The following is a 15,995-nucleotide window of genomic DNA, read 5'->3' as shown; positions in this document are numbered from 1 at the left end:
CCTCCCGTTCGATCGCCTGTTTGTGCAGGCTATCGGGTGCCACCGACAATGCGACGGGCCGACGGGGTGTGTCCCGTCGGCCCGTTCGCATCCGGAGCGTCGGCTCAGGCGTCGACCTTCTCCATGACCTCGTCGCTCACGTCGAAGTTGGCGAAGACGTTCTGCACGTCGTCGCTGTCCTCGAGCGCGTCGATCAGCTTGAAGATCTTCTTGGCGCCCTCCTCGTCCAGCTCGACCTGCATGGTCGGGACGAAGTTGGCCTCGGCCGAGTCGTAGTCGATACCGGCCTCCTGGAGGGCGGTGCGGACCGCGACCAGGTCGGTGGCCTCGCTGAGCACCTCGAAGGACTCACCGAGGTCGTTGACCTCCTCGGCGCCCGCGTCGAGGACGACCTCGAGGACGTCGTCCTCGCTCAGCTCGCCCTTGGGGACGATCACGACGCCCTTGCGGTTGAAGAGGTACGACACCGAGCCCGGGTCGGCCATCGAGCCGCCGTTGCGGGTCATGGCGACACGGACGTCGGAGGCGGCGCGGTTGCGGTTGTCGGTGAGGCACTCGATGAGCACCGCGACACCGTTCGGGCCGTAACCCTCGTACATGATCGTCTCGTAGTCGGCGCCGCCGGCCTCGAGACCGCCGCCGCGCTTGATGGCGGAGTCGATGTTCTTGTTCGGGACCGACTGCTTCTTGGCCTTCTGCACGGCGTCGTAGAGCGTCGGGTTGCCCTCCAGGTCGACGCCGCCCATGCGCGCCGCGACCTCGATGTTCTTGATCAGCTTCGCGAAGAGCTTGCCGCGCTTGGCGTCGATCACGGCCTTCTTGTGCTTCGTCGTAGCCCATTTAGAGTGGCCGGACATCTGCCTGTCTCCTTCGCGTAACCCTCTACATAACGAACGCCAGAGATCCTACAAGGACTCCGCCGTGCGGTTCGCGCGCACCATGTCGACGAACAGGGAGTGCACGCGGTGGTCGCCGGTCAGTTCCGGGTGGAACGACGTGGCGAGCGCGTTGCCCTGGCGGACCGCGACGATGTGGCCGTCGTGCTCGGCGAGCACCTCGGCCTCGGCGCCCACGGACTCCACCCAGGGGGCGCGGATGAACACGCCCTCTACAGGATCGCCCTCGACGCCCTTCACGTCGACCGCCGCCTCGAAGGACTCGTTCTGACGTCCGAAGGCGTTGCGGCGCACGATCATGTCGATGCCGCCGATGGTCTCCTGGCCCGAGCGCGGGTCGAGGATCTTGTCGGCGAGCATGATCATGCCGGCGCAGGTGCCGTAGACCGGCATTCCGGCCCGCACGCGCGCGCGGAGGGGCTCCATCACGCCGAACAGGACGGCCAGCTTGGAGATGGTGGTGGACTCGCCGCCGGGGAGGACCAGGCCGTCCACCTCGGCGAGTTCCTCGGGGCGCCGGACCGGCCTGGCCACGGCGTCGGCCGCGGCCAGGGCGATCAGGTGCTCGCGTACGTCGCCCTGGAGGGCGAGCACACCGATGACGGGGTCGGTCATCACCAGCCCCGGTTCGCGTAACGCTCGGCCTCGGGGAGGGTGTCGCAGTTGATGCCGACCATGGCCTCGCCCAGGTTGCGGGACGCGTCGGCGATGATCTTCGGGTCGTCGTAGAAGGTGGTGGCCTTCACGATGGCGGCGGCGCGCTTGGCCGGGTCGCCGGACTTGAAGATGCCGGAGCCGACGAAGACGCCCTCGGCGCCGAGCTGGCGCATCAGCGCGGCGTCGGCCGGGGTGGCGACGCCACCGGCGGAGAACAGCACCACGGGGAGCTTGCCGAGCTCGGAGACTTCCTTGACCAGCTCGTACGGGGCGCGCAGCTCCTTGGCGGCGGCGTAGAGCTCGTTGTTGTCGAAGCCGCGCAGCTTGGCGATCTCGTTCTTGATCTGGCGCAGGTGGCGGACGGCCTCGACGACGTTGCCGGTGCCGGCCTCGCCCTTGGAGCGGATCATGGCCGCGCCCTCGGCGATGCGGCGCAGGGCCTCGCCGAGGTTGGTGGCACCGCAGACGAAGGGGGTGGTGAAGGCCCACTTGTCGGAGTGGTTGACCTCGTCGGCCGGGGTGAGGACCTCGGACTCGTCGATGTAGTCGACGCCGAGGGACTGCAGGACCTGGGCCTCGACGAAGTGGCCGATGCGGGACTTGGCCATCACGGGGATGGAGACCGCGTCGATGATGCCCTCGATCATGTCCGGGTCGGACATCCGGGCCACGCCGCCGTCCTTGCGGATGTCGGCGGGGACCCGCTCCAGGGCCATGACGGCGACGGCGCCCGCGTCCTCGGCGATCTTCGCCTGCTCCGGCGTCACGACGTCCATGATCACGCCGCCCTTGAGCTGCTCGGCCATGCCGCGCTTCACGCGCGCGGTGCCGGTCTCGGGGGCCTGGTTCTCGGTGCTGGACACGGGTTGACCTCACTGATGGGAAAGAGGATTTCTGCAGCACCGAGGAAACGTGAAGGAACCAGGCCACAGCAAGGGCCAATAGGGAGGCGGTGGATCGTTTTCCGAGCGGCGAGGGGGCCGGAGGGGCTACCCGGCCCGGTCCACCAGCGCCGCCGGAGGCTCGTCGTCCATCTCGAACGCCATCGGGAACGGGGCGTGACCGGCCAGCCGGAACCAGCGGACCTTGCGGTGCTCGCGCAGCCTGCGGGCCGCGCCGACGGCGTCGTTGTGGAAGCGCCGGGCCATCGGCACCCGGCGTACCGCCTCGGTCAGCTCGTGGATCGCGGCCTCTCCCCCGGGCGCCTCTTTCACCGTCTCCACCTGCGGCGCTTCCGCGAACACCGCTCGCAGCGCCTGGCTGAGCTCGCTCTCGGCGACCTCCCGCTGCTCCTCCTCGGCCTGGCGGGCGCCATGGGCGGCCTCGTAGAGGACGATCGACGCGGCGGGGTCCAGGACGCCGGACGTCGCGAGCTCCTGGGTCACCGAGGCGCGGCGCAGCAACTGAGCGTCGAGCGCGGCGCGGGCGGCGTCGATCCGGGCGTGCAGCCGGTCCAGCCGGCCTGCGGTCCAGCTCAAGTACAAGCCGATCGCCACGAGAGCGACGAGGATCCAGATGAGGGTTGCGGTCACGGGCGGCAACACTACCGACGTACGACCGCCGCACACCCGCCCCCGGGGGCCTGCGGCACTCAGTCCCGCGCCGCTTCAGCGATACCCCGCGCCTTTCCCCTGTGCCCCCGGCCGCTCGGGCCCGCGTTGCCCTCAGCCATGCGCCGCGCCCGAACTCCCCAGCGCCGCGCCCGCGCCGGGCAAACAACCCGACGCCGGGCCCGCGCCACCCCGAACCGAACCAACAGCGCGCCGCCGCCAGCAGCAATGCCCACACCCCCGCGTCACCGCCGGACCTGCCCACAGGCCAACAGTCCGCCTCGCCCCCAAGCCGGGCCGTCACCACCTCGGTCCCCACAGACCAGCCCGAGCTCGGCCCGGCAGCCCGCACTGACCCAGACCCGCCGCAGCCGCGGCCCGTCCTCAGTCCCGCGCCAGCCCCAGCCGTGCCCGCAGCCCCGGTGTCCGCTCGTCGTCCGCCGCGGCCACTGCCGCCGCGCCCGCCGTCACCGTCTCGTACACGGAGAGGATGTCCGCGCCCACCGTCGACCAGTCGAAGCGCCGTACGTGCGCACTGCCCCGCTCACGCAGTTCGGCGCGCCGCTCCGGGTCCGCCAGGAGCCTCAGGGCCGCCTCCGCCAGCGCGTCCGCGTCCTCGTTGGTGAAGAGTTCGCCCGCCGCGCCCTGGTCGAGGACCTGGGCGAAGGCGTCGAGGTCGGAGGCGAGGACCGGGGCCCCCGCCGACATGGCCTCGACGAGGATGATGCCGAAGCTCTCGCCGCCGGTGTTGGGGGCGACGTACAGGTCGACGCTGCGCAGGAAACGGGCCTTGTCCTCGTCGCTGATCATGCCGAGGAACTCGACGCGCGAGCGCAGCTCGGCGGGCAGCGAAGCCACCGCCTCCTCCTCGTCGCCGCGCCCGGCCACCAGCAGCCTGGTCTGCGGCCGCTCGGCGAGGATCTTCGGCAGGGCCCTCATCAGCACCGGCAGGCCCTTGCGCGGCTCGTCGATGCGGCCGATGAAGCCGATGGTGTCGCCCTGCCACTCGGGCTTGGGCTCGGCCTTGGCGAAGAAGTCGACGTCGACGCCGTTGGGGATCACGACCGCGTCGCCGCCGAGGTGCTCCACCAGCGTGCGCCGGGCGTACTCGCTCACGGCGATCCGCGCGCTGATCTTCTCCAGGGCGGCCTGGAGGATCGAGTACGCGGCGATCATCGCCTTGGACCGCGGGTTGGAGGTGTGGAAGGTGGCGACGAGCGGACCCTGCGCCGCCCAGCAGGTCAGCAGGCCGAGGGACGGCGAGGACGGCTCGTGGATGTGGACGACGTCGAACTCGCCGTCGTGCAGCCAGCGGCGCACGCGCGCGGCGCTGAGGAACCCGAAGTTCAGCCGGGCGACCGAGCCGTTGTAGGGCACCGGCACCGCGCGGCCCGCCGAGACGACGTACGGCGGCAGCGGGGTGTCGTCGTCGGCGGGGGCGAGCACGGAGACGTCGTGCCCGAGGCGGATGAAGTACTCGGCGAGATCACGGATGTGGAACTGGACGCCGCCCGGCACGTCCCAGGAGTACGGGCAGACGATGCCGATCCTCACGAGGGCGCCTTACTGGGGTCGAGATCCTTGAGCCACAACCGCTGCAGCATGTGCCAGTCCTCCGGATGGTCGGCGATGCCCGAGGCGAAGGCATCGGCCAGCGCCTGTGCCATGACAGACGTCTTTTCCGCCCGCGTACCTGTCTCGGGCACCTCGACGGGCGGGTGCACCCGCCCCTGCATGACGGGCGAGTCGTCGTACCAGAGCGTCACGGGGAGCAGCAGCGCCCCGGTCTGCTGGGCGAGGAGCGCGGGCCCGGCCGGGATGCGGGTCGCCTCGCCGAAGAACTGGACCTCGACGCCGGACGACGACAGGTCGCGCTCGGCGACCAGGCAGACCAGACCGCCGTCGCGCAGCCGCCGGGCCAGGGTGCCGAAGGCGGTGCCGCCGCTGTGCGGCAGGACCTCCATGCCGAGGCCCTCGCGGTAGGCGACGAAACGGTCGTACAGGCTCTCCGGCTTCAGGCGTTCCGCGACCGTCGTGAACGGCGTCTCCAGCTTGGTGGTGACCCAGGCGCCGGCGAGGTCCCAGTTGGCCATGTGCGGCAGCGCCAGGATCACGCCCCGGTCGGAGGCGATGCCGTCGGTGAGGTAGTGCACGTCCTTGGGGTCGAAGCCGGTCCTCACGCGCTCGGCGCTCCACGCGGGGAGCCGGAAGGACTCCATCCAGTAGCGCAGGTACGAGCGCATGCCCGCGCGGGACAGCTCGGCGAGCCGCTCGGGGCCGGCGTCGGGCACCACGCGCGCGTAGTTGCTCTCGAGCCGCTGGACGCCCTTGCCGCGCTTCTTCCAGGCGAGGTCGGCGATGGTCTGCCCGAGGCGCACGGCGACGGGCTCGGGGAGCTTCTTTACCGCTCCCCAACCGAGGCCGTACATGCCGTCGGTGAGCCGGTCCCGCAGGCTCACCCCACCGCCGTCCCCCGCACTCACTGCGCCGCCTCCTGCGCGCCCGCCGCCTCGTCGGCCTCGGCCGCCTCACGGCGGACCGTGACGACACGCTGGATCAGGGTCACCAGGCTGCCGACGGCGACGATCCACAGGGCGACGGGCAGCAGGTACTGGATGCCGGGCACGCCGAACTTGTGCAGGCCCGCGAAACCGGCCGCGACCAGGGAGATGACGAGGCGCTCGGCGCGCTCCACGAGCCCGTTGACCGCGACCGGCAGTCCGATCGACTCGCCCCTGGCCTTGGTGTACGACACCACCTGGCCGCTGGCCAGGCAGAAGATCGAGACGGCGCACAGGGCGATGTCGTCGCCGCCACCGGCGTACCAGAGGGCGAAGCCGCCGAAGATCGCGCCGTCGGCGACCCGGTCGAGGGTGGAGTCCAGGAAGGCGCCCCAGCGGCTGGAGCGGCCGAGCTGGCGGGCCATGTTGCCGTCGACGAGGTCGGAGAACACGAAGAGAGTGATCACGACCGTGCCCCAGAAGAACTCGCCCATGGGGTAGAAGACCAGCGCTCCCGCGACCACTCCGGCGGTGCCGAGAAGCGTGACCGTGTCGGGGCTGACGCCCCTGCGGATCAGAAACGCGGCGAACGGTGTGAGGACACGCGTGAAGAATGCACGCGCGTACTTGTTCAGCATGGCCTTCCCGAGGGTCGGTTTCGCCGCGCGGCCCCTGCTGGCCACCGGCTGGCCCATCGTAGCCACGCGCGCGCGTGTGCGACCGCCGGGCACCCGAGCCCCGTGTCACGGGCCCGTGGCATACGGGTAACGGCGCGATCGCGTCCGCTGTATGGACGCACCGTGACGGGAGTGGAAAGCTCGAAGAACCGCGGGCGTCAACGGAGCCGCCATCGCACGCGGATCCGCGTGTCCGCGCCCACAGTGACCTCACCGTGCACGGGAGGCAAGGCCATGGGCGACAAGGCGAACGCACACCCCGGAGCCGCCGGAAGGGCAACAGCGGCCGACCACCCCGCGTCCGTACGGAATGTGGTGCTGGTCGGCCACTCCGGATCGGGCAAGACGACATTGGTGGAAGCTCTCGCGCTGACAGCGGGGGCGGTGAACCGGGCGGGCCGCGTGGAGGACGGCGGCACCGTCTCCGACTACGACGAGATCGAGCACCGGCAGAACCGTTCGGTGCAGCTCTCCCTGGTGCCGGTCGAATGGGACGGCATCAAGGTCAACATTCTGGACACCCCCGGATACGCCGACTTCGTCGGGGAACTCAGGGCCGGTCTGCGAGCGGCGGACGCGGCCCTTTTCGTCGTCTCCGCCTCGGACGGCGTGGACGGCTCCACCCGGATGGTGTGGGAGGAGTGCGCGGCCGTCGGCATGCCGCGCGCGATCGTGATCACGCATCTGGAGGCCGCCCGCGCGGACTTCGAGGAGATGACGCGGACCTGCGCGGAGGCCTTCGGCGGCGACGACCCCGACGCCGTGCTGCCGCTCTATCTGCCGCTGCGCGGCCCGGAGGGCCCCGACGGGCACGCGCCCGTGACCGGTCTGACCGGGCTGTTGTCGCAGAAGCTGTTCGACTACTCCTCCGGCGAGCGCAAGGAGTCCGAGCCGGGCGAGGACCAGCTCCCGGAGATCGAGGAGGCCCGCAACCGGCTCATCGAGGGGATCATCGCCGAGAGCGAGGACGAGACCCTCATGGACCGCTACCTCGGCGGTGAAGAGGTCGACGTCAAGACGCTGATCGAGGACCTGGAGCGGGCCGTCGCGCGCGGGGTGTTCCACCCGGTCCTGGCCGCCGCTCCCGCGGCCGAGGGCGGCAAGCAGGGGCTCGGCACCGTCGAGGTGCTGGAGCTGATCACACGCGGCTTCCCGACGCCGTTCGAGCACCCCACGCCGGGCGTCACGACCATCGACGGCAAGCCGCGCGAGATCAAGGCCTGCGACACCGAGGGCCCGCTGGTCGCGGAGGTCGTCAAGACGTCCTCCGACCCCTATGTGGGGCGTGTCTCCCTGGTCCGCGTCTTCTCCGGCACCCTGCGCCCCGACGAGACCGTCCACGTCTCCGGGCACGGCCTGGCCGACCGCGGCCACGAGGACCACGACGTCGACGAACGCGTCGGCGCCCTGTCCACGCCCTTCGGCAAACAGCAGCGCCCGGTGACGCACGCCATCGCCGGCGATCTGGTGTGCGTGGCCAAGCTCAGCCGCGCGGAGACCGGCGACACCCTCTCGGCCAAGGACGACCCGCTCCTGATGGAGCCCTGGCAGATGCCCGACCCGCTGCTGCCGCTCGCCATCCAGGCGCACAGCAAGGCGGACGAGGACAAGCTCTCGCAGGGCCTGTCCCGGCTGGTCGCCGAGGACCCGACGATGCGCCTGGAGCAGAACCAGGACACCCACCAGGTGGTGCTGTGGTGCCTCGGCGAGGCGCACGCCGACGTCGCGCTGGAGCGGCTGCGCAGCCGCTACGGCGTCCAGGTCGACGTCGTACCCCACAAGGTCTCCCTGCGGGAGACGTTCGCCGGGAAGTCCGGCGGGCGCGGGCGCCATGTGAAGCAGTCCGGCGGGCACGGCCAGTACGCGATCTGCGAGATCGAGGTGGAGCCGCTGCCGGGCGGCTCGGGCATCGAGTTCGTGGACAAGGTGGTCGGCGGCGCGGTGCCGCGGCAATTCATCCCCTCGGTCGAGAAGGGCGTAAGGGCCCAGGCCACCAAGGGAGTTGCGGCCGGGTATCCGCTCATCGACGTGCGGATCACACTGCTGGACGGCAAGGCGCATTCGGTGGACTCCTCCGACGCGGCCTTCCAGACGGCGGGCGCGCTGGCCCTGCGGGAGGCGGCGGCCGACGCGAAGATCCATCTCCTCGAACCGGTGGCCGAGGTGAGCGTCCTGGTCGGCGACGACTACGTGGGCGCCGTGATGAGCGACCTGTCCGGGCGGCGCGGCCGGGTCCTGGGCACCGAGCAGACCAGCGGCAACCGCACCCTCGTCAGGGCCGAGGTGCCGGAGATCGAGATCGGCCGGTACGCCGTCGACCTGCGCTCCCTGTCCCACGGCACGGCCCGCTTCAACCGCTCCTACGCGCGGCACGAACCGATGCCGCCGCAGATCGCCGAGAGGATTCGTGAAGAGGCGGGCGACGCCTAGCAGTTGAGACCGGGCATTCCACACCTGACCGCCGGGCAGACTCCAACTGCTCCTCCGCCGGACCTTTGTGGAACGCTCCCCTCCGAGTCGGCGGGCGGCTTCGGCCGTCCGCCGACGAATGTCGGTGGCTGCGGATACGCTGATGACCTGATCAACAGGTGTGCGAAGCAAGCAAGTCGGGAAGGCCGCAGGAGCGACAGTGGCGGCGATCGGGGGCGGGAATGACCGTTGAGACCGGTTACGAGAGCGTCTTCGGACCACAGGTGCCCCGCACGGGGGACGAGAGCCAGACGGCGACCTTCGCCCTCGCCTCGGCGGCGTACCGGGACAACGTGGTCGACGACATCAAGAAGGCCAACAACGAATGGCACGAGACGACGGTCACGGAAGGCCAGGGATGGACGGGCGGTCTGTTCAAGCCCAACCTCGGTGAGGCGTTCTCCCGGGCCGTCATCGACCGCATGATCGGCGAGGGCCGCAAGCCCCTCATCCAGTCCTTCGGCACCGAACCCCAGGTCGTGGTCGACCACTGCCTGGCCGCGCACCGCCTGCGCCGGGCCCGGGACCGCCGGCTGTCGACCGTGATGCTGCTGTGCGGCGTGCTGTTCCTGCCCGGCCTCCTGATCTGGCTCCTGGTCTTCGCGATCCGCACCACCATCGACAAGAACCCCAACAAGCGCGCCTCCGCCCTGGCCACGACACTGCTGGTCGGCGTCGGCGCGCTCGCCGTCATCTTCCTGATCAAGATGCCGTTCACCGGCTTCTGGGGCTGGTACGCGCGCGCGTGCGTGGTCGCACCCGTCATCGGCTGGTTCTGGGCCAAGCAGATCTGCGACAGCACCGCGAAGGACCTCCGCGCCCGCTGGGACGGCCTGATCGCGGGCAGCAGCGTCGGCGCCCAGGTGCCCGAGGCGGTGCCCAGCAGCCCCGGCGAGACCCAGGCCGAGCAGAAGCGCCAGTCCCTCGCCCGGCTCAGCGCCGAGCAGCAGTCCAACCACGTCTTCTACGCCGGCCCCAAGGGCATCCTGGGCATGGGTACCCGCTGGGGCAGCTGGCAGCTCGCCGAGGACCTCACCCCGGCGGACCCGTCCCGGGAGATCCACCCGTTCCGCAGCTGGGACGTCATCCGCAACATCGAGGCCCGGCTGCGCATGCTGGAGCGCAACACCATCAACACCGGCGGCTTCCCGAAGGCCTCCATACGCCACTGGATCGTCACGCCGATCGGCGAGAACGCCAAGGCGGTGGCCCGCACCGAGCAGTCGGCGGACATCGAGGCGTTCCAGCACCGGCCGCACTCGATACAGGACATCTGCAACAAGCAGCAGTTCGGCAGCGGCGACCGGCACTACCTCGGCGTGCAGTGGACCCTCTGGGACGGCCAGCTGATCCTCACCATGATGATCACCGTCACCGTCCTCCACGAGACACTGCGCATCGAGGTGACCGGACACGCGCTCGGCCCGGTGAACTCCCTGTTCACGGGCAAGTCCGAGGCCCCCACCAAGGAGGTCACGAAGTCGCTCAAGCCGTGGGAGACCCGCAAGGTCAACCTGCCGCTGGTCCCCACGGACGAGGTCGTACGACTGGCCGTGCGCGCCCCGCTGACCTGGTACCCGCCCCTGCTGAACTGGCTCGGCGGCACCATCGCCCTCCCCGAGCCGTTCGGCCTGCGGCATGTCTGGGCCGACAAGCCCTGGCGCCACCGCTTCATGGCCGACGACGCCCTGCGCGCCGCGACACCGGTGCTGCGCGTGGTGCACGCGGCGGCGATCAAGGTCCTGGAGGACAACGGCGTGGACGTGGAGAAGTTCGGCGCGAGGTCGGCGTTCCTGAGCACCGCGGTGCAGGACCCCTCGCCCCGGAAGGCCGACCTCTACGACGCGTAGCCGGCTACGCGGGCCAGGCGTCCGCCAGCATCTTCCGGGTGTCGGCAAGCAGCTGCGGCAGCACCTTGGTGTGGCCGACGACGGGCATGAAGTTCGTGTCGCCGCCCCAGCGGGGCACGATGTGCTGGTGCAGGTGGGCGGCGATACCGGCGCCCGCCACCGTGCCCTGGTTCATGCCGATGTTGAAGCCGTGCGCACCGGAGGCGGTGCGCAGGGCCGTCATCGCCTGCTTGGTCAGCACGGCCAGCTCCGCGGTCTCGGCGTCCGTGAGATCGGTGTAGTCGGCCACGTGCCGGTAGGGCACGACCATCAGATGGCCGCCGTTGTACGGGTAGAGGTTCAGCACCGCGTACACCTGCTCGCCGCGCCGGACGATCAGACCGTCCTCGTCGGACTTGGCCGGGATGGAGCAGAAGGGGCAGCCGTCGTCGGCGCCCGGGCCGGTCGGCTTGTTCTCGCCCTGGATGTAGGCCATCCGGTGGGGCGTCCACAGACGCTGGAACGCGTCCTGGGTCCCCACTCCCCACTGCTGCTCCGGCTCACTCGTCATGCAGTGCAGCATATGGCTTCGCCCGTTCTCGGCGTGTCGGCGGGGTTACGGCCCGGGCTTCCCGGGCGAAGCTGACCGGGTGGACGCTGACAGCCGCAAGGACCGCTCGGAGCAGGGCGCCGGGTTCCCCCTCGGCGTGGCCGGGGCCACCCGGCAGGCCCGCTGGGAGCAGCGCACCGAGGTCCCGCTCGCCGTGGCATCGCTGCTCTTCCTCGCCTCGTACGCGATCCGCGTCCTGGCGCACGGCCTGGCCGATGTCTGGCTGGACCTCTGCCTCGCCGTGACGCTGGCCGCCTGGACGCTGTTCGCGGTCGACTACGCGGTCCGCTGGCGGCTCAGCGGGCAGGGGCCGCGGTTCGTCCGGACGCACTGGCTGGACACGGTGGTGCTGGCGCTGCCGCTGCTGCGCCCGCTGCGGGTCGTCAAGGTCTACGAGGCGGTCCAGCGACGGCACGGGCGGCCCCGGCTCGCGCTGCACGCGCGCGTGATGGTGTACGCCGGACTGTCGACGATCCTGCTCGGCTTCTCCGGCGCGCTCGCCGTCTACCAGCAGGAACGCGGGGCCGCCGATGCGAGCATGCGGACCTTCGGGGACGCCGTGTGGTGGACCTGCGCCACCCTCGCGACCGTCGGCTACGGCGACGTCGCCCCCGTCACCCCGGTCGGCCGGCTGATCGCCGTCGGCATGATGGCCATCGGCCTGGCCCTGCTCGGCGCGGTCACCGGAACGTTCGCCTCGTGGCTGCTCCAGGTGTTCTCGCGGGAGGACGACGAAAGGCCCCCGGGAAGCTGAACCTCCCGAGGGCCTGGTGCGCCGGAGGGCGATCAGACCTGCGCGCGCTCCTCGACGACCTTCGCGATCTTCGCGATGGCCTCGTCGAACGGGATGCCGTTCTCCTGCGAACCGTCGCGGTAGCGGAAGGAGACCGAGCCCGCGGACATGTCCTCGTCGCCCGCGATGACCATGAAGGGCACCTTCTGCTTCTGGGCGTTGCGGATCTTCTTCTGCATCCGGTCGGAGGAGGAGTCCACCTCGACCCGCAGCCCCTGCTTCTTCGCGGCGGCGGCGAACTTCGCCAGGTACTCCACGTGCGCGTCCCCGATCGGGATGCCGATCGCCTGCACCGGCGCCAGCCACGCCGGGAAGGCGCCCGCGTAGTGCTCCAGGAGCACCGCGAAGAACCGCTCGATGGAGCCGAACAGCGCGCGGTGGATCATGACCGGGCGCTGCTTGGAGCCGTCGGGGCCGGTGTACTCCAGGTCGAAGCGCTCGGGCAGGTTGAAGTCGAGCTGGATGGTCGACATCTGCCAGGTGCGGCCGATGGCGTCCTTGGCCTGGACGGAGATCTTCGGGCCGTAGAAGGCGGCACCGCCCGGGTCCGGGACCAGTGGCAGGCCCTGCTTCTCGGCGACCTGGCGCAGCGTCTCGGTCGCCTCCTCCCAGACCTCGTCGGAGCCGACGAACTTCTCCGGGTCCTTGGTGGAGAGCTCCAGGTAGAAGTCCTCCAGACCGTAGTCGCGCAGCAGCCCGAGGACGAAGGTGAGCGTCTTGTCGAGCTCCTCCGACATCTGCTCGCGGGTGCAGTAGATGTGCGCGTCGTCCTGCGTGAAGCCACGCGCGCGGGTCAGGCCGTGCACGACGCCCGACTTCTCGTACCGGTACACGGTCCCGAACTCGAAGAGGCGCAGCGGCAGTTCACGGTAGGAACGGCCGCGCGCGTCGAAGATCAGGTTGTGCATCGGGCAGTTCATGGGCTTGAGGTAGTAGTCCACGCCCTCGTCGAGCTGCATGGGCGGGTACATGCCGTCGGCGTACCAGTCCAGGTGGCCGGACGTCTCGAAGAGCTTCCCCTTCGTCGCGTGCGGGGTGTAGACGAACTCGTAGCCCTCTTCCTCGTGGCGGCGGCGCGAGTAGTCCTCCATGACCCGGCGGACGATGCCGCCCTTGGGGTGGAAGACGGCGAGGCCGGAGCCGATCTGCTCGGGGATGGAGAACAGGTCGAGCTCGTTGCCCAGCTTGCGGTGGTCGCGCTTCTCGGCCTCGGCGAGGAAGTCGAGGTAGCCCTTCAGCTCGTCCTTGGTCGGCCACGCGGTGCCGTAGATGCGCTGGAGCATCGGGTTCTTCTCGCTGCCGCGCCAGTAGGCGGCCGCGTTGCGCATCAGCTTGAACGCCGGGATGTTGCGGGTGGAGGGCAGGTGGGGACCGCGGCAGAGGTCCTTCCAGCACAGCTCGCCGGTCTTGGCGTCCAGGTTGTCGTAGATCGTCAGCTCACCGGCGCCGACCTCGACGTCCGCGCCGTCGTCGCTGGACGCCGAGCCCTTGAGGCCGATCAGCTCCAGCTTGTACGGCTCGTCGGCGAGCTCCTCACGAGCGGCCTCGTCCGTCACCACGCGGCGGGCGAACTTCTGCCCCCGCTTCTGGATCTCCTGCATCTTCTTCTCGACGGCCTTGAGATCCTCGGGCGTGAACGGCTTCTCGACGTCGAAGTCGTAGTAGAAACCGTCCTTGACCGGCGGGCCGATGCCCAGCTTGGCCTCGGGGAAGAGCTCCTGCACGGCCTGCGCCATGACGTGCGCGGTGGAGTGGCGCAGGATGTTGAGGCCGTCCTCGGAGGAGATCTCGACGCCCTCGACGGTCTCGCCGTCGGCGACGACGTACGACAGGTCCTTCAGCTCACCGCCCACGCGCGCGGCGATGATCGAGCGCTCGCCGGCGAAGAGCTCGGCGGCCGTAGTGCCCGTCGTCACCGTGCGCTCTTCCCGCTCGGAATCGCGTTGGATGACCACACGGACGTCTGACACCGGTTTCTCCTGACTGAAGGTGGGGTGCGGCGCCATACCAGGAGCGCGCGCATGACTGGGATCGTACCGACCCGCACCCGCGGACCGCGAAATCAGTCCCCACAGCCCCGCCCGCCACTCTCCCCGATCAGTGCCCGCAGTCCCGCCCACGCCCTGACGGACCAGCCCCGCGCCCCCACCCAGCACCCTCCCCGATCAGCCCCGGCAGCCCCGCCCGGCACCAGCCCCATCACTCCCCGTCGTACTCCCCGCCGCAGGCCTCCTCGAAGAAGTCGAGGTTCTCCTGGAGGGACTTCATCAGCCGGTCCCGCTCCGCCTCGTCGACCTGCACGGGTACGACCCCCGAGGCGCCGGTGAGCCTGCGGAAGCCACCCCGGCTCTCCAGCCGCCCGTGCACCCGCACCGGCAGCCCGACGAGGTGCGCGTGTCCGGCGATCCGGTACGCCTCCTCGTCCAGGGTCAGCCGGACGTGCGGCACCTCGACTCCGGCGATCACCCGCAGCCGTACGCTGCCGTCCCCACGCGGCCCCGACCTGCGCATCCGCACCACGGTCCCGGTGACCCGCACCGGCACGGACGGCTCCTCGCGCAGATAGCGGGCCCCGGCCTCGCGCAGCGCCGGCAGGTCGCCGGGCGAGAACTCGACGGGCTCCCCGGAGGCGGCGCAGCCCTCGGGGACCCCCGCGGCCGGCGCCCAGTCCACGGCGATGCGCGCACCTTCCGTACCGCGCACGAGCGCGACCAGGGCCTCGGTGAGCTCGCGGCTCACACCTGCCTCGACGGCCCCGTCGAAGGCGTCCATGCCACCGGTGGCCCGCTGGTAGTCGATGGCCTCGCGGGTGGCGTACAGGGCCTGGTGGAGGCGTACGGCGAGGGGGCGCCCGGCGCCGACGGGCACGAAGGCGGTGAGCCGGCCGTCGGTCGCGGTGCCGACGAGGACGCTCTCCAGCAGGCCGGCGGCGGCGCGGCGGTGCCGGGCGCCGTAGTAGCCGGCACGCGCGCGGGTGGCGAGGGCGCCGGCCAGCAGCATCTGGCGGGCGGCGGCACGCAGGTGTTCCTCCGCAGTCCAGGGCGCGGCCCCGGCGGGTCCGGCCGGAACGTCCCGCCACCAGCGGATCTCGTCGCTGGGCACGGCGAGGCCGATGAGGACCTCGCGCGCGGAGGGCGTGCCGCTGCGGGCGAGGGCGACGAGCGCCTCGCCGAGCAGGTCGTCGCTGTCGGGGAAGGCACGGCTCTCGGGGACGAGCAGGCTGGTGCCGCCGGTGCCCGGTCCCGGCGGGGTCCAGCGGCCGTAGCGTCCGGGGGCGCCGCCGCGGCGCTGCCAGCCGTGCCGGTGCAGCAGGGCGCTGAGCACGGCGGGGTCGACCTCGTCCGGGGCCGGGGCGCGGTTCCAGGCGGCGGCGTCGACGGGGTGCGGCCGCACCGGCCGCAGGGGCTCCTCCACGGGGCGGTGGGTCACGGTCTGCCTCCCGTCCCGACCCGCGTCATGATCTCGCACAGCGCCCGGTCGTCGAAGATGCGTTGCGTCGGTATCCGCACGGTGGTCCGGGTCCGGCCGGTGATGGGGTGCCCGGCGAGGTTGACCCAGTAGCAGCAGTGTCTGAGGTCGAGGCGGTCGTGGCTGGCCCGCAGCCAGTCGTCCTGGGATCTCGGCACGAGCATGACCACGAGGATCTTGTGGACCGAGACGGGGGTGCGCGCGAGCTTGCGCAGATGGTCGTTGTCGAGCGTGAAGGAGAAGAACCGGCCGGGTGGGTTCGGCGCGACCTGGTAGGTGCACTTGAGCTGCACCTTGATGGTGACCTCGTCGTCGACCGTGTGCCCCGGCGAGCCGTGGCTGACGTGCCAGTCGATGCCGTTGTCCGGAAAGGGCTGCGACAGCGAGCAGCCGGCCGCCGCGGCGACGGCGTGCAGATAGCCCACCTGCAGGGTCTCCATGCAGGCGGTGGTGGCGAGGGTGCCGCGAAGGGGGCCCGTGCGTTCGGGCAGCAGCCCGCCCCGCTCGGGCTGCGCTATCGCCATGACCAACAGCCTTCCACGCTC

14 protein-coding genes are annotated in these 15,995 nt (G+C 70.9%); 3 read left to right on the top strand and 11 right to left on the bottom strand.

Annotation, left to right across the window (positions count from 1 at the left end; genetic code table 11):
• Positions 1–104 precede the first annotated feature (104 nt).
• The 7 genes from DI272_RS40465 to pgsA all read right to left on the bottom strand — a co-directional run bounded on the left by DI272_RS40465 (position 105) and on the right by pgsA (position 6,299).
• A complete protein-coding gene (locus DI272_RS40465) occupies positions 105–857 on the bottom strand; it encodes a YebC/PmpR family DNA-binding transcriptional regulator (protein WP_109500135.1) in 753 nt (250 codons plus the stop codon).
• 48 nt (positions 858–905) lie between these two features.
• Positions 906–1,511, bottom strand: coding sequence for a pyridoxal 5'-phosphate synthase glutaminase subunit PdxT (pdxT, locus tag DI272_RS40460; protein WP_109500134.1), 606 nt, complete (start codon positions 1,509–1,511; stop codon positions 906–908).
• Positions 1,511–2,416: a pyridoxal 5'-phosphate synthase lyase subunit PdxS gene (gene pdxS, locus DI272_RS40455; RefSeq protein WP_109500133.1), complete on the bottom strand. Its 906-nt coding sequence runs from the start codon at positions 2,414–2,416 to the stop codon at positions 1,511–1,513. The genes pdxT and pdxS overlap by 1 nt, the downstream gene beginning before the upstream one ends.
• Before the next feature lie 126 nt (positions 2,417–2,542).
• Positions 2,543–3,094 carry a hypothetical protein gene (locus DI272_RS40450; RefSeq protein ID WP_181387470.1) on the bottom strand — a complete coding sequence of 184 codons (552 nt, stop codon included), beginning with the start codon at positions 3,092–3,094 and terminating at the stop codon, positions 2,543–2,545.
• Between the two features lie 393 nt (positions 3,095–3,487).
• Complete coding sequence (locus DI272_RS40445; RefSeq protein ID WP_109500131.1) at positions 3,488–4,657, bottom strand: glycosyltransferase family 4 protein; 1,170 nt, start codon at positions 4,655–4,657, stop codon at positions 3,488–3,490.
• Entirely contained in the window at positions 4,654–5,562 is a 909-nt protein-coding gene (locus tag DI272_RS40440) for a phosphatidylinositol mannoside acyltransferase (RefSeq protein WP_109500130.1), read from the bottom strand. Before DI272_RS40440 ends, DI272_RS40445 begins: the two co-directional genes overlap by 4 nt.
• A 20-nt stretch (positions 5,563–5,582) precedes the next feature.
• Complete coding sequence (gene pgsA, locus DI272_RS40435) at positions 5,583–6,299, bottom strand: phosphatidylinositol phosphate synthase (RefSeq protein WP_109500129.1); 717 nt, start codon at positions 6,297–6,299, stop codon at positions 5,583–5,585.
• A 216-nt stretch (positions 6,300–6,515) separates the two neighbouring features.
• On the opposite strand from pgsA, the gene DI272_RS40430 reads away from it, so the two are divergent.
• Positions 6,516–8,711 carry an elongation factor G-like protein EF-G2 gene (locus DI272_RS40430; protein WP_109500128.1) on the top strand — a complete coding sequence of 732 codons (2,196 nt, stop codon included), beginning with the start codon at positions 6,516–6,518 and terminating at the stop codon, positions 8,709–8,711.
• A gap of 221 nt (positions 8,712–8,932) precedes the next feature.
• Positions 8,933–10,600, top strand: a complete 1,668-nt coding sequence (locus DI272_RS40425; protein WP_109500127.1) for a hypothetical protein — start codon at positions 8,933–8,935, stop codon at positions 10,598–10,600.
• A gap of 4 nt (positions 10,601–10,604) precedes the next feature.
• Here DI272_RS40425 and DI272_RS40420 read toward each other — a convergent pair whose 3' ends face one another.
• Positions 10,605–11,162, bottom strand: a complete 558-nt coding sequence (locus DI272_RS40420; RefSeq protein WP_109500126.1) for an HIT domain-containing protein — start codon at positions 11,160–11,162, stop codon at positions 10,605–10,607.
• 67 nt (positions 11,163–11,229) lie between these two features.
• Here DI272_RS40420 and DI272_RS40415 point away from each other — a divergent pair, with 67 nt between their 5' ends.
• On the top strand, positions 11,230–11,943 hold the full coding sequence (locus DI272_RS40415; RefSeq protein ID WP_375138095.1) for a potassium channel family protein: 714 nt from the start codon (positions 11,230–11,232) through the stop codon (positions 11,941–11,943).
• 32 nt (positions 11,944–11,975) lie between these two features.
• On the opposite strand, the gene thrS is transcribed toward DI272_RS40415, so the two are convergent.
• The 3 genes from thrS to DI272_RS40400 all read right to left on the bottom strand — a co-directional run bounded on the left by thrS (position 11,976) and on the right by DI272_RS40400 (position 15,974).
• On the bottom strand, positions 11,976–13,952 hold the full coding sequence (thrS, locus tag DI272_RS40410) for a threonine--tRNA ligase (RefSeq protein ID WP_109500125.1): 1,977 nt from the start codon (positions 13,950–13,952) through the stop codon (positions 11,976–11,978).
• 229 nt (positions 13,953–14,181) lie between these two features.
• A complete protein-coding gene (locus tag DI272_RS40405; RefSeq protein WP_109500124.1) occupies positions 14,182–15,411 on the bottom strand; it encodes a hypothetical protein in 1,230 nt (409 codons plus the stop codon).
• Complete coding sequence (locus DI272_RS40400) at positions 15,408–15,974, bottom strand: DUF4365 domain-containing protein (protein WP_109500123.1); 567 nt, start codon at positions 15,972–15,974, stop codon at positions 15,408–15,410. Before DI272_RS40400 ends, DI272_RS40405 begins: the two co-directional genes overlap by 4 nt.
• Between the last annotated feature and the right edge of the window lie 21 nt (positions 15,975–15,995).

The organism is Streptomyces sp. Act143, from assembly GCF_003143935.1.
Classification (GTDB): Bacteria; Actinomycetota; Actinomycetes; order Streptomycetales; family Streptomycetaceae; genus Streptomyces.
Note: the sequence above shows the minus strand (reverse complement) of the source record. Positions and strands in the feature narration are given on the sequence as shown.

Bases quoted from the DNA above. Each gene is read 5' to 3' on its own strand.
- DI272_RS40430 (WP_109500128.1), top strand. From the start codon at position 6,516: ATGGGCGACAAGGCGAACGCACACCCCGGAGCCGCCGGAAGGGCAACA.
- DI272_RS40420 (WP_109500126.1), bottom strand. From the start codon at position 11,162: ATGCTGCACTGCATGACGAGTGAGCCGGAGCAGCAGTGGGGAGTGGGG.
- DI272_RS40425 (WP_109500127.1), top strand. From the start codon at position 8,933: ATGACCGTTGAGACCGGTTACGAGAGCGTCTTCGGACCACAGGTGCCC.
- pdxT (WP_109500134.1), bottom strand. From the start codon at position 1,511: ATGACCGACCCCGTCATCGGTGTGCTCGCCCTCCAGGGCGACGTACGC.
- pgsA (WP_109500129.1), bottom strand. From the start codon at position 6,299: ATGGGCCAGCCGGTGGCCAGCAGGGGCCGCGCGGCGAAACCGACCCTC.
- DI272_RS40400 (WP_109500123.1), bottom strand. From the start codon at position 15,974: ATGGCGATAGCGCAGCCCGAGCGGGGCGGGCTGCTGCCCGAACGCACG.
- DI272_RS40465 (WP_109500135.1), bottom strand. From the start codon at position 857: ATGTCCGGCCACTCTAAATGGGCTACGACGAAGCACAAGAAGGCCGTG.